Consider the following 13,059-nt stretch of genomic DNA (forward strand, 5'->3'; position numbering starts at 1 on the left):
TGGTCACCTCGTCGGCGAACGCCCGCAGCTGGTCGACCATGGTGTTGACCGTGAGCTTCAGCTCCAGCAGCTCGCCGGTGGCTTCGACCGTCACCTGCTGCGTCAGGTCGCCGCGGGCCACCGCCGTCGTCACGACCGCGATGTCCCGCACCTGGGCCGTGAGCCGGGACGCCATCGTATTGACCGCTTCGGTCACATGGAGCCAGTCGCCCGACAGTCCCTGCGCCTTCGCCCGGCCGCCGAGACGGCCCTCGGTGCCGACCTCGCGGGCGACCCGGGTCACCTCACCGGTGAAGAGGGAGAGCTGGTCCACCATGCGGTTCACGCCGATGCCCAGGCGCCGCAGGTCGCCGCGGAGCTGGCGGCTTCCGTCGTGCAGATCGACGTGCTGGGTCAGATCGCCGTCCGCGACGGCGTCGAGCACCCGGGTGGCCTTGGCGACGGGCACCACCAGCGCTTCGAGCACCGTATTGGCGGCCTCGATGTTCGTCGTCCAGGTCCCCGAGCCGGGACTCGCCGAGATCCGCTCGTCCAGCCGTCCCTGTCGGATGATCTCGTGGCGTACCCGCTGGAGCTCCGAGGCGAGATGCGCGTTCCGCGCAACGATCTGCTGGAACACCCCGGCCATTTCGGCCGGCACCCCGTCCGGCAGGGTGGCTCCGCCCCGTTCCTCCGGGTCCTCCACTCGCGCCGTGAAATCACCGTCGCACAGGGTCTTCATCGCGGCGAGCAACGGGCGCAGATCGCTCGTACGAACCCACTCGCCGTCTGACTGCGTGCCGGGCCGCGCCGGGGCCAGTGCCATGGAAACACCCTCCGCCCAAGATCCATCGGTGCTCACCAGAGGTTCATTCAGTGACGCATGTCATAGTATAAAGCGCACGAAAGCACTCTTTCTCGTGCGTATTTGGTGCATACGGGAGGAACGGTGATCCCGTTGTCCGTGCACGCGAGTCAGTCCGTGTCCAGGATGGGTCTGTCGGCGAACCAGCTGGCGGCCGCCCGGGCGCGGGAATTCGTGTGTGCGGCGCTCCACGGGTGGACGGCGGCGCTCGCGGACGGGCACGGGGGAGAGGCATCGGCCACCGATGCGGCTCCCGATACGGGCGCGGCCTCTGCTCCGGTGCCGGTACCCGAGGAGATCGAGGGGCTCGTCGACGACGCCGTCCTGCTCGTCAGTGAACTGGTCACCAATGCCGTCATGTACGCCGGCACCGATATCGACGTGATCTGCCGCCTGGAGCGGAACCCGGCCACCCGGGTGGGCGTCGTCGTGGAGGTCGTGGACCGTCACCCCTCCAGAGGGGTACGCGGTGGAGTGGACACCCGGCACGGTGAGCCCGGCTACGGCCTCCAGCTGGTGAACGCGCTCTCGGAGTCCTGGGGCGTGACCTACCGGCGGGCGGAGAAGCGGGTCTGGTTCCGGCTGGAGGTCGTGGAGAGTCGGACACCTGCGACAGTTCCGGCCTTCTCCGAGCCCGGTGGTGACGCACGGTCCCGTGACGCAGGGCCCCCCGCACATCCGGCGCAAGCCCACGGGTACGCCCCCGAGTGGGCCGACCGCGGCGGCCCGTCGTTCCTCGCCGAGACCAGTGAACTCCTGGCGGGCCAGCTCGACGAGGCCATGGTCACCGCGCTCGCGGCCCAGATGCTCGTACCCCGGCTCGCGGACTGGTGCGGCATCTGGCTCAGCACGCCGGGGAGGGGCCTGCAACTGTCCCGGGTCTGGCATGCCGACGAGCAGCGCATCGCTCCGCTGCGCGAGGAACTGGAACGGATTCCGCCGCCCGCCGCGCTCCGTACCGGGGGTACGCCCTGGCCGTGGCCGGAGAGCGCCGGCGCCGACCGCGCGGGCGGGTCGGCGTTCGCCTTCCCGCTTGCCGTCCGCGACACCGACCAGGGCGTACTGCTGCTCGGCCGGGCCGGGCAGCCGCACATGACCGACACCGTGGTGCGGATGGTGCAGGACGTGGCCCGCAGGGTCGCGCAGGCCGTCTTCACCGCCCGCCAGTACACCCGACAGCGCAGGATCAGCGCCGCGCTCCAGCGCAGGCAGCTGCCGGCGGCGCTGGCCACGATCGCCGGCGTCGACACGGCGATCGTCTACGAGCCGCACGGCGAGGGCCAGACCGTCGGCGGCGACTTCTACGACATCTTCCCGATGGGTGAGGACCACTGGTGCTTCCTGCTCGGGGACGTGCAGGGAAAGGACCCGGAGGCGATGTCCGTCACCGGCCTGGCCCGGCATCTGGTGAGGCTGCTGGCGCGCGAGGGGCATGGCGTCGAGTCGGTGCTCGGCCGGCTGAACGTCGCCATGGCGGAAGAGAGCGCCGAGGCGTTCGCCCTCGGCGCCGAGCTGACGGGCTCCCGCTTCCTGAGCCTGCTGTACGGGGAGCTGACGGTCGACCCGGGCGTGGCCGGAGCCCGCTGTACGGTCGCCAGCGCAGGTCATCCCCCGCCGCTGCACCTGTTCGCCGACGGCAGGGTGGAGCCGGCCTCCGAACCCCAGATGCTGCTCGGCATCGATGAGGGTGCTGAATTCCGGGCCGGCACCTTCGACCTCGCGCCCGGCGAGACGTTGTTGTGCGTGACCGACGGTGTCACCGAACGGCGTTGCGGCAACTGGCAGTTGGACGACAACGACGGTCTGGCCGATGTGCTCCGGCAGGGTATGGGGCTGGGCGCGAAGGCCCTTGCGGAGCATGTACGGCGCGCGGCGCACGACTTCGGGGTGGGGCCACTTGAGGACGACCTCTCGGTACTGGTGCTGCAAGCGGTGGCGGGGGACTCCTGTGAGCGGCGAACCTGGACGTCGACCTGGGCGGACAAGGCCTGATACCGGCGGCCGGCCGCAATCCGGGTGCGGTGGCGAACCGCGCTCCGGCACACTGCGCCGGTGAACGCAGCCTCATACCCGTCACCGCAGGCGCGGGCCCTGAGCCATGTCGAGTCCCGGTCCGCGGGCAGGCCGCTCGACCCCACCCTGCCCCTGACGCTGAACTTCCATCCCGACCGGATGGCGGGCGGCCGGCCGATCCTGGTCCGGCTGGCCGAGGACGGTGTCTACCGTTCGCAGTTCGTCACCGGCACCGGCAACGGCGGCCTGACCGCGCATCCGGGCGGTGACCGGTGGCGCTGGGAGAGCCGGATCTTCGGCGGTGCGTACGACGACGCGCCCGCCGAACAGCGGCCGGTGTACGGGGCGTTGAACTTCCGTCGCAGAGCCGTCGGCGCGGCACCGAGGTTCGGGTCCTCGCACTTCCGGCTGACCGCGGACACGCTCCCGCGTGCCACGTTCTGCTACCCGGACAGCGCTGCCGAGCCGACGGACTTCGGCGTCGCGTCCGGTACGCACCTCATCGAGCTGGCCGAGGCCGACGACCGGGACATGATCGACGACTACATCGAGGCGCAGATCCATGGCCCGGTCCTCCTCGACCGCCATGTCGAGGCGTTGGTGCTGGACCCCGGCTACCGGTCCACACCCGTCGAGGAGGCGGCCCGCCGGCTCCCCTGCCGTACGGAGTGGCACGCCGGATTCCGGCTGACCGTGGAGCAGTTGCGGCGGCACCCCGACTACCGCGGTGCGGAGTTCGTCGATCTCGGCGCCGACATCGCACAGGACGGCATGCTCGACCCCCGCATCATCGGAGACGCGGCCCGCACCGGCCGGTACGATCCGCAGTCGCTCAAGATGGTCTGGCACTGCCTCGCCCGCTTCGGCGCACCGCCGCACCCGACCCGACCCGACCGATCCGGGCACGGAATGTCGGGTCCGCCGGGGTGCGTGCTTCCTAACGTGAGTGCTCGTCAAGGGAAGGAGTCCGGGGTGCTGGAGCGGCTGAACCAGGCCATGGAGCACATCGAGTGCCACCTCGATCAGCGGATCGACGCGGCCGAGCCGGCGCGGATCGCGCTGACGTCGGAGTACCACTTCCGGCGGATGTTCTCGGCGTTGGCCGGGATGCCCCTGTCGGAATACATCCGGCGCCGGCGGCTGACGCTCGCGGGTGCCGAGGTGCTGGCCGGGGAGCGGACGCTGCTGGAGATCGCGGTGCGTCACGGCTACACCTCGGGCGAGGCGTTCGCGCGGGCGTTCCGGGCCATGCACGGCGTCGGCCCCGGCGAGGCCAGACGGACCGGTGCGGCTCTGCGGTCCCAGCCCCGGATGTCCTTCCACCTCGTGGTCGAAGGGAGCAGCAGCATGCGGTACCGGATCGTGGAGAAGGAGGAGTTCCGTGTGGTCGGGAGGAAGGCGCGGGTTCCGCTCGTGCACGAGGGGGTGAACCCGGCCATCGCCGAGTTCATCCGGGGCATCGGACAGGAGACGGTGCGGCGCATCGCGGAGCTGTCCGACCAGGAACCGGAGGGAATCGTCTCGGTGAGCGACAACCTCGACGACAGCCGGGCGGAGGGGACCGAACTCGACTACTACCACGCCGTGGTGACCGGCGGGGCCGTGCCCGAGGACCTGGACGCACTGGTGGTCCCGGCGGGCACCTGGGCCGTCTTCGAGAACTCCGGGCCCTTCCCGCAGGCACTTCAGTACCTGTGGCGGGATGTGTTCACCCAGTGGTTCCCGTCCAATCCGTACCGGAGCAGGCCCGGTCCCGAGATCCTGCGCACCCGGGTGTCGCAGGACGGCGGACAGGCCGAGGCGGAGCTCTGGATCCCGGTGGAGCGGACCACGGCCTGAGACCGGGTGGCACGGGCCGGACGGCTTGAGACCCGGCGGCTTGAAACCGCCCCTTGTGGGGGCCCCTGCCGTGCGCCAACATGCGCATGTCAAAACCGAAGGAACTTCGGTGGCAGGGGCCGCTCGGGCCCCGCACAGGTACTGGAGGGGACCCCCACATGAAGAAGCCTCTCGTCGGCGCGCTCTTCACCGTTCTGCTGCTCGGGGCGGGAATCGCACCCGCGACCGCGGCCGCCGGCCACGATGCGGCAGCGACCGGCACCGTCCAGACGGAGCTCAGGCCCAAGGCGGTCAACTTCGCCGGGACCGTCGCGCTCAGCAACTGTTCCGGCTCCGTCGTCCGTACGCCCGACTCCCAGCCCTCCGACCCCGCGCTCGTGCTCTCCAACGGGCACTGCATGGAGTCGGGATTCCCGGGGCCGGGCGAGGTCGTGTTCGACCAGCCGTCCACCCGTAGCTTCACCCTGCTGAACGCCTCGGGCAGCGGGGTCGGCACCCTGCGGGCGAGCAAGATCGCGTACGGGACGATGACCGACACCGACATATCGGTGTACCAACTCACCCGCACCTACGCCCAGATCGAGAGCAGCTACGGCATCAAGGCGCTGGAGCTCAACACCGCGCACCCGGTCCAGGGCACCGCGATCACGGTGGTCTCCGGTTACTGGAAGCGCACGTACGCCTGCAATGTGGACGGTTTCGTCTACCGCCTCAAGGAGGGTGCGTGGACCTGGAAGGACTCGGTCCGCTACACCTCCGCCTGCCAGACCATCGGTGGTACGTCCGGCTCCCCGGTGATCGACAACGCGACCGGCAAGGTCGTCGCCGTCAACAACACCGGCAACGAGGACGGGCAGCAGTGCACGGACAACAACCCGTGCGAGGTCGACGAGAGCGGCAATGTGACGGTGCGCCAGGGCATCAACTACGCCCAGGAGACCTACGGCATCGTGCCGTGCATCGGCGCCGGCAACAAGTTCGACCTCAGCCGGCCCGGGTGTGCCCTGCCCAAGCCGTGACTCTGTGAGCCCCGTCGCCGTCGCGACTGCCCCGTCGGGTGTCGCGGCGGCGACGCGCGCGTGGGCTCACGGCGTGCCCGTACGCCGGATCGCCGCCTCGATCCCGTCGAGCAGCACATCGAGTCCGACGGCGAACGTCTCCCGCGCCTCGCGCTCCAGGTACGGCATCGCCTCCTCGCCGGGGGCGGAGGGCGGCGGCTGCGGGGTGCCCTCGCTCTCCATCGCGCTCAGGCTCGGACAGCGGTCCGCGAAGTCGGGCGCCACCTCGCCCAGCAGCGCCGAGCGGGCGAACCACCACTCCTCGTCCGACTCGCCCGTGACCGCCGCGGCCTGCCGCGCCTCGGCGACCGTCCCGGCGCAGCCGCGGACGAAGTGGGTCAGCGTGCCGACCAGCCGCCGCAGCAGCGGGGCGTCGAGCCCGGTTCCGTTCAGCAGGCGTACGAGCGTGTCCAGGCCGGTGTACTCGTGCGGGCCGAGGACCGGGCGGGCCTGGGAGACCTGGAGCACCCAGGGGTGGCGGAGGAGGAACGCGAGCGTGTCCCGTGCCCAATCGGTCAGATCCGCACGCCAGTTGTCGGTGTCGGCGTACTGGGTGGGCAGCTCGGCGTGGACGGCGTCATACATCAGGTCCAGCAGCTCGCTCTTGCTGGGGACGTACGTGTAGAGCGCCATCGCCGTACGGCCCAGCCGCTCGCCCACCGCGCGCATCGAGAGCGCGGCCATGCCGTCCTCGTCGGCGACGGCGATCGCGGCGGTCACGATCGCGTCCACGCTCAGCCCCGGCCTGGGGCCCGGTCCGGGGCCGCGGCGCGGCTGCGCCGGCTGCGCGGCGCGCCACAGCAGGGACATCGAACGGCGGGCGTCGCCCTGTCCGGCAAAGACCACCACTTGCGACTCCTTACGTCATAAAGTAACTTCGCCGAGGTAATTCCTTACGGCATAAACTATCAGTCGCAGAGAGTGGGTGCCGCGATGGGGCAGGCATTGCCCGTGTCGTTCGTACGGGTCGTGGGCGTGGAGCGGATCACTCCGCGGACGGCGCGCATCACCTTCGCCGGGGACGCGCTGGCGGAGCTCATGGAGGACCGGCCCGACCAGCAGATGAAGCTCTGCTTCCCGCGGGAGGGGCAGAGTGCGCCCCGGCTGCCGGAGCCGGACGCCGACGACACGTACGGCATGCGGTGGTACGAGGCCTACCTCGCGATCCCCGAGCCCGAACGTCCGCTGATGCGGAGCTTCACGGTTCGCGGGTACGACCGACGGCTCGGCCTGATGGCCGTCGACTTCGTGCTCCACGGCGACGAAGGACCCGCCGCCCGCTGGGGCCGGGACGCGCGCCCCGGGGACGTCCTCGGCATGGTCGGCCCGTCGTCGATGTACGCCCGGCCGCTGCCCGCCGCCGACTGGCTGCTGCTGGCCGGGGACGAGACGGCGCTCCCGGCGATCGGGACGCTCCTGGAGTCCCTCCCGGCCGGGGCGCGGGCGGTGGTGTACGCCGAGGTGGCCGACGAGGCGGAGCAGCAGGTGCTCGACTCGCCCGGCGAGGTGACCGTCCACTGGGTGCACCGGGACCGGGGCGAGACGTTGACGGACGCGGTGAGGGGCGCCGGACTGCCCGCCGGGTCCGGTGCGGCGTGGCTGGCCGGCGAGGCCGGGGCGGTGCGGACCCTGCGCCGGCACCTGGTCGAGGAGCGCGGACTGCCCAGGGCCGCCGTGGAGTTCAGCGGCTACTGGCGCACGAGCCTCACCCAGGACGACGCCCCGACCGAGGAGGACCTGGCCTGGGCGAAGGAGCGTGCGGCCGAGGGCCCGGAGACCTCATAGGCCCTGGACGCGCCCCCCGCCCCGCACCGCCTTCCCCGCCAGTACCTGGGTCCGGCGGCCGTCCTCGATGACGAAGCGGCCGTCGATCAGCACATGCGGGATGCCGGTCGGCAACGTACGCGGCTCCTCGAACGTGGAGCCCGCCGCCACCGTCGCCGGGTCGAAGAGGACCAGGTCCGCGCGGTAGCCCTCGCGTACGTGTCCCCGGTCGGTCAGACGCAGTCGCTTCGCCGGGCGGGAGGTGAGGTGGGCGACGCACTCCTCCAGTGACAGGATGCCCAACTCCCGTACGTACCGGCCGAGATACTGTGGGAACGTGCCGTACGCGCGCGGGTGCGGCTTGGCGCCCTGGAGAATGCCGTCGCTGCCGCCGGTGTGCACACGGTGGCGCATGATCTGCTGGACGTTCTCCTCGTGGCCCACGTGCTGGAGGATCGTGGAGCCGAGCCGGTCCTCGATGAGCAGCCGGCGTGCGGTCACCCAGGGGGCCTCGCCGCGCAGACGGGCGGACTCGGCCACCGTACGGCCGACATGGCCGGCGAGGCCGGGGGCGCCGACGCCCGAGATCTCGATCGTGTCCCACTCGATCGGCACGCCGTGGCAGCCGTCCGAGCCCAGCACCTCCAGGTGGTGCCGGATGCGCTCCGCCGCCCTGTCGTCCGCGAGGCGGGTGAGGATCGATTCGGGTCCGCCCTCGCTCGCCCAGCTCGGCAGCATCGCGACGAGGGTCGTGCAGCCCGGCGTGTACGGGTAGGTGTCGAGGGAGATGTCCGCGCCCGCGTCGAGGGCGTCGTCGAGCAGGGCGAGGAGGTCCGGTGCCCTGCCCTTGTTCACGCCGAAGTTCATGGTGGCGTGGGCGAGGTGGAGGGCGCAGCCCGCGTTCCCGGTGAGCTGCACCATCTCCTCGTACGCGCCGAGCGCGCCCGCCCCGTACGAGCGGTGGTGCGGGCAGTAGTAGCCGCCGTACCCGGCCACCACCCGGCACAGTTCGGTGAGTTCGGCGTCGTTGGCGTACATGCCGGGTGTGTACGTGAGGCCGGAGGACATGCCGACCGCGCCGTCCGCCATGCCCTGGGCGACGAGCTCCTTCATCCGGGTCAGCTCGGCGTCGGTGGCCGGGCGGTCCTCCCAGCCCATCGCGTACATCCGGACCGTGCCCTGCGGGACGAGGTAGGCGGCGTTGACCGCGATGCCCCGGCCGTCGAAGTTGCGGTCCAGGCGGTCCAGGTATTCGCCGACCGTCCGCCAGTCGAAGTCGAGGTCCGAACCGTCGCCGTTCCAGCCGGTGATCGTCCTGCGCACCTCGGCGAGCGTGCGGTCGTCGGCCGGGGCGTACGACAGGCCGTCCTGGCCGAGGACTTCGAGCGTGACGCCCTGCGCGGCCTTGGCGCTGTGGTCGGGGTCGCGGAGCAGCGCGAGATCGCTGTGCGCGTGCATGTCGATGAAGCCGGGGGAGAGGGCGAGTCCGTCGGCGTCGAGGGTGCGGCGGCCGGTGGGACGCGGGCCGGGTGCGTGTTCGGGGTGGATCTCGACGATCCGGCCGTCGCCGATGGCCACGTCTGCGCGGTGGGCGGGGGTGCCGGTGCCGTCGACGACGTGTGCGTTACGGATGACCAGGTCCATGGGGTGGGCCGCCTTTCGCCAGGATCAAGCCGCTCCGGCGATCGAGGAGCGGGGGGCCGGGGGCGCAGCCCCCGGTTACGGGGAGGGACGGGCAGGGGTCAGAAGAACGTGCGGATGTAATCCGTGACCGTGCCGTCCGCCTCCACCAGGGGAATCAGCTGCCACTTGTCGAAGCTCGTGCACGGGTGCGACAGACCCATCCCCACCCAGTCACCCACCTCCAGCTCCGCGCCCGGCTCCGTACGCACCCATGTGTGCTGGTCCGACAGACCGCTGACCGCGACACCCTTCGCGGGCCGGACCGAGCCGTCGCGGCCGGACCGCACGACCTGTGCCTGCGGGAGGTCGAGGTCGTACGCCGCGTCCCGCTTGCCCGCGTTGAGGAACGCCTGCTCGGGGGAGGGGCGGGAGACGACCTGGGCCCAGAGCCGGAAGGCGGGCTGCAGGGCCCCCTCCTCCGGGACGCGGTTGAACGGGGTGAGGTGACGGTAGTGGCCGTCGTCGTGCGAGACGTACGCCCCCGAGCGCAGCAGCTTGAGCACCGGACCGGAGAGTTCCGGGATCTGGGCGAACACGTCCGCCACCGCGTCGAACCACGCACTGCCGCCCGCGCTGATCACGATCCCCTCGTCGGCCGCGGACGCCGCGAACCGGCCCGCGCGGTCGAAGGCGACGGCCAGTGCGACGAGCCGGCGCAGCCACTCCCGCACCCGCTCGCCGGACGCGTCCGGCACCTCGCCCTCGTAACCGGCCACGCCCACCAGACGCAGCGTCGAGGCAGCGGTCACCGCATCGGCGACCGCCGCGCACGCGGCCTCGGTACGGGCACCCGTACGCGCGCCCTCGCCCGCGCCCAGCTCCACGACGACGTCCACGGGGCGGGCGGCGCCCGCCGCCCGCAGCGCCTCGTCCATCAGCTCCACGCCGCGCACCGAGTCGACGTAACAGATGAAGCGGAAGTCCGGATCGGAGTCCAGCTCACCGGCCAGCCAGCGCAGGGCCGCGGCGTCCACGAGCTCGTTGGCGAGGAAGATCCGCCGGATCCCGTACGCCCGGTAGACCCGCGCCTGGTGCGGCACGGCCGCACTGATGCCCCAGGCGCCGTGCTCCAGCTGGCGGGCGAAGAGCTGCGGGGACATGGAGGTCTTGCCGTGCGGTGCGAAGGCGAGCCCGTGGCGCTCCGCGTACGTCTCCAGCAGGGCGAGGTTGTGCTCGACCGACTCGGCGGACAGGGCGAGCACCGGGGTGGTGAAACCGCCCGTGAAGAGATTGCGTCGCTCGGCGGCGAGGGCGCCGACGGTCAGGCCCTCCGCGTCGGGCGGGAGCGCCTTGAAGCGGTGGTCGACCAGCTCGTCGGCAAGTCCGGCCACAGGACGGTCGGCGGCCAAGGGGGGCCTCCTCGATCGAAGTGTTCGTTGCAGCATATGCAACACCCATTGCGCATATCGCTTAACGCTGTCTAACATCCGAGCCGACGCCGGGTCAATGCCGAGAGCCGGCGCCGCACCACCCCGAACCACTGCCCCGGCGCACCCGCCACATCCGCCGGATCACCGAACCAGCCGACCCGCGAGGAGCCCCGAGTGTCCGGAACCCCGGCCAGGACCGCCGACGCCGCCACGGCCGCCGAAGTCGTGTGCCTCGGCGAGTCCATGGTGACGTTCCTGCCGTCGCAGCCCGGACGCCTCGCCGACGTACCCTCCTTCGGCCGCGGTATCGGCGGCGCCGAGTCCAATGTCGCCTGCGCGCTCGCCGCCGCCGGGCACCGGGCGGCCTGGGTCAGCAGGGTCGGTGCGGACGGGTTCGGGGACCATCTCGTCGAGGCGGTCACCGGCTACGGGGTCGACACCTCCGCCGTGCAGCGCGATCCGGCGCGGCCCACCGGGATCTACTTCCGTACGGCGACGGACCGGGCCACCGATGTCCACGAGGTCGCGTACTACCGGGCAGGGTCCGCCGCCTCCGCGATGTCCCCGGACAACGTCCCGCACGACGCGCTGTTCGCGGGCCGCGTCCTGCATCTGTCCGGCATCACGGCGGCGCTCTCCGCCGACTGCCTGGCCCTGCTCCACGACCTGACCGCTCCCCGGCCCGGTCGCCCGCTGATCTCCTTCGACGTCAACCACCGGCCGGGCCTGTGGCGCGACGCCGACGCGGCCCCCGAGGTGCTCCTGGACCTGGCCCGCCGCTCCGACCTGGTCTTCGTCGGCGAGGACGAGGCGGAGGAGGCATGGGGAGTGAAGGGCGCGGAGGCGATTCGCGCGGCATTGCCGGAGCCGGAGGTACTGGTCGTGAAGCGCGGGCCCGAGGGGGCGACGGTCTTCTGCGACGCGGGCGAGGCCGACGACGTCACCGCCGTCCCCGCCCTCCGGGTCGACGTCGTCGCCCCCGTCGGCGCCGGCGACGCCTTCGCCGCCGGATTCCTCTCCGCCACCCTCCGCGGCCTCCCCGTACGCGACCGCATCCGGCACGGCCACCTCATGGCCGCCGCCGTCCTCACCGTCCCCGGCGACCTCACCGCCCCTGCGGCCCGCGCTCATGCCGACGCCCTTGCCGCACTGGGCGACGACGCCTGGGGGAGACTTCGTCTCGGCCCCGGGTGGACGGGGGACGACCAGGAGGTACGTACGACGTGAGCGCGCGCAGCGAGCGAACAGACCAGAGGGGCGTCCCGGGCGAAGACCGGGCCGAGGGCAGCGAGGCACGCGCATGAGCCAGACCGTCGACCGGGCGCTGAGCATCCTGCCGCTTCTCGCCCAGGGACCCGCCGACCTCGGGCAGGTCGCCGAGCGGCTCGGCGTCCACAAGTCCACCGCGCTGCGCCTGCTCCGTACGCTCCACGAGCACGGACTCGTCTACCGCCAGCAGGACCAGCGCTACCGCCTCGGCGCCCGCCTCTTCGCGCTCGCGCAGGAGGCCGTCGAGAACCTCGACGTACGGGAGATCGCCCACCCCCACCTCGTCGAACTCAACGAGAGCTGCGGCCACACCGTGCATCTCGCGGTGTACGAGGAACACGAGGTCCTCTACATCGACAAGGTCGAGAGCCGCTACCCGGTCCGGATGTACTCGCGGATCGGCAAGCCCGTCGCGATCACCGTCGCCGCCGTCGCGAAGCTGCTCCTCGCCGATCTCACCGAGCCCGAGCGGCGCGCCATCGCCGAGAAGCTCGACTACCCCATGTACACGTCCCGTTCGACCCCGAACGCCGGTGCCTTCCTCAAGGAACTCGCCGTCGTCCGCGAACAGGGCTGGGCCACCGACCTCGGCGGCCACGAGGAGTCCATCAACTGCATCGGCGCCCCCATCCGGGGCGCGGACGGGCGGGTCGTCGCCGCGATGTCGGTCTCCGCACCCAACGTCGTCGTCACGGCCGAGGAACTCCTCACCCTGCTCCCCCTGGTGCGCCGCACCGCCGACACCATCAGCCGGGAGTACTCCGGCACCAACCAACCCAAGAAAGCCTGAACAGCCATGACCGAGAAGATCGCCCTCACCCCGAGCACCCACACCACGCCGCCCGCGAAGTTCTCGCACGGCGTGAAGAAGGGGAACATCCTCCAGGTCGCCGGCCAGGTCGGCTTCCTCCCCGCAGTCGAGGGCCAGGCCCCGACCCCCGCCGGTCCGACGCTGCGCGAGCAGACCCTCCAGACCTTCGCCAACGTCAAGGCGATCCTGGAGGAGGGCGGCGCGAGCTGGGACGACGTGATGATGATGCGCGTCTACCTCACGGACGTGGACCACTTCGCCGAGATGAACGAGATCTACAACGCCTACTTCGGCGAGCAGAACCTCAAGGCGGCCCCCGCCGCCCGTACGACGGTCTACGTCGGCCTCCCCAAGGGCCTGCTGATCGAGATCGACGCGCTCGCGGTCCTCGGCTGAACCAGCTGATCC

The 13,059-nt window shown here is 71.6% G+C and carries 11 protein-coding genes and 1 pseudogene; 8 read left to right on the forward strand and 4 right to left on the reverse strand.

Annotated features, from left to right (window positions below; translation table 11 throughout):
- Nucleotides 1-805: HAMP domain-containing protein (locus GA0115254_RS23805; protein ID WP_176740262.1), on the reverse strand; the 805-nt coding region annotated here is incomplete at its 3' end.
- Nucleotides 806-970: 165 nt separating this feature from the next.
- On the opposite strand from GA0115254_RS23805, the gene GA0115254_RS23810 reads away from it, so the two are divergent.
- The 4 genes and pseudogenes from GA0115254_RS23810 (at nucleotide 971) to GA0115254_RS23825 (ending at nucleotide 5,715) form a co-directional block, all read left to right on the forward strand.
- A complete protein-coding gene (locus GA0115254_RS23810) occupies nucleotides 971-2,836 on the forward strand; it encodes a SpoIIE family protein phosphatase (protein ID WP_093897335.1) in 1,866 nt (621 codons plus the stop codon).
- A 99-nt stretch (nucleotides 2,837-2,935) separates the two neighbouring features.
- Nucleotides 2,936-3,733 (forward strand): annotated as a pseudogene (locus tag GA0115254_RS23815) (DUF3626 domain-containing protein); the annotation flags it as partial.
- 96 nt (nucleotides 3,734-3,829) lie between these two features.
- Nucleotides 3,830-4,696 carry an AraC family transcriptional regulator gene (locus GA0115254_RS23820; protein WP_093897336.1) on the forward strand — a complete coding sequence of 289 codons (867 nt, stop codon included), beginning with the start codon at nucleotides 3,830-3,832 and terminating at the stop codon, nucleotides 4,694-4,696.
- Nucleotides 4,697-4,854: 158 nt separating this feature from the next.
- Entirely contained in the window at nucleotides 4,855-5,715 is an 861-nt protein-coding gene (locus GA0115254_RS23825; protein WP_093897310.1) for a S1 family peptidase, read from the forward strand.
- A gap of 66 nt (nucleotides 5,716-5,781) precedes the next feature.
- Here the strand turns inward: GA0115254_RS23825 and GA0115254_RS23830 are convergent, their stop codons facing one another.
- Entirely contained in the window at nucleotides 5,782-6,603 is an 822-nt protein-coding gene (locus tag GA0115254_RS23830) for a TetR/AcrR family transcriptional regulator (protein ID WP_093897311.1), read from the reverse strand.
- 84 nt (nucleotides 6,604-6,687) lie between these two features.
- Here GA0115254_RS23830 and GA0115254_RS23835 point away from each other — a divergent pair, with 84 nt between their 5' ends.
- On the forward strand, nucleotides 6,688-7,539 hold the full coding sequence (locus tag GA0115254_RS23835; RefSeq protein WP_093897312.1) for a siderophore-interacting protein: 852 nt from the start codon (nucleotides 6,688-6,690) through the stop codon (nucleotides 7,537-7,539).
- Here the strand turns inward: GA0115254_RS23835 and GA0115254_RS23840 are convergent.
- Entirely contained in the window at nucleotides 7,534-9,162 is a 1,629-nt protein-coding gene (locus tag GA0115254_RS23840) for an N-acyl-D-amino-acid deacylase family protein (RefSeq protein WP_093897313.1), read from the reverse strand. The genes GA0115254_RS23835 and GA0115254_RS23840 overlap by 6 nt on opposite strands.
- Nucleotides 9,163-9,260: 98 nt before the next feature.
- Nucleotides 9,261-10,550: an amino acid deaminase gene (locus GA0115254_RS23845; RefSeq protein WP_256102745.1), complete on the reverse strand. Its 1,290-nt coding sequence runs from the start codon at nucleotides 10,548-10,550 to the stop codon at nucleotides 9,261-9,263.
- Nucleotides 10,551-10,745: 195 nt separating this feature from the next.
- Here GA0115254_RS23845 and GA0115254_RS23850 point away from each other — a divergent pair, with 195 nt between their 5' ends.
- The 3 genes from GA0115254_RS23850 (at nucleotide 10,746) to GA0115254_RS23860 (ending at nucleotide 13,047) form a co-directional block, all read left to right on the forward strand.
- Nucleotides 10,746-11,798: a sugar kinase gene (locus tag GA0115254_RS23850; protein ID WP_093897315.1), complete on the forward strand. Its 1,053-nt coding sequence runs from the start codon at nucleotides 10,746-10,748 to the stop codon at nucleotides 11,796-11,798.
- 73 nt (nucleotides 11,799-11,871) lie between these two features.
- Nucleotides 11,872-12,630: an IclR family transcriptional regulator gene (locus tag GA0115254_RS23855; RefSeq protein ID WP_093897316.1), complete on the forward strand. Its 759-nt coding sequence runs from the start codon at nucleotides 11,872-11,874 to the stop codon at nucleotides 12,628-12,630.
- A gap of 6 nt (nucleotides 12,631-12,636) precedes the next feature.
- Nucleotides 12,637-13,047: a RidA family protein gene (locus GA0115254_RS23860; RefSeq protein WP_093897317.1), complete on the forward strand. Its 411-nt coding sequence runs from the start codon at nucleotides 12,637-12,639 to the stop codon at nucleotides 13,045-13,047.
- Nucleotides 13,048-13,059: the final 12 nt, after the last annotated feature.

Source organism: Streptomyces sp. Ncost-T10-10d (genome assembly GCF_900091955.1).
Taxonomy (GTDB): domain Bacteria; phylum Actinomycetota; class Actinomycetes; order Streptomycetales; family Streptomycetaceae; genus Streptomyces.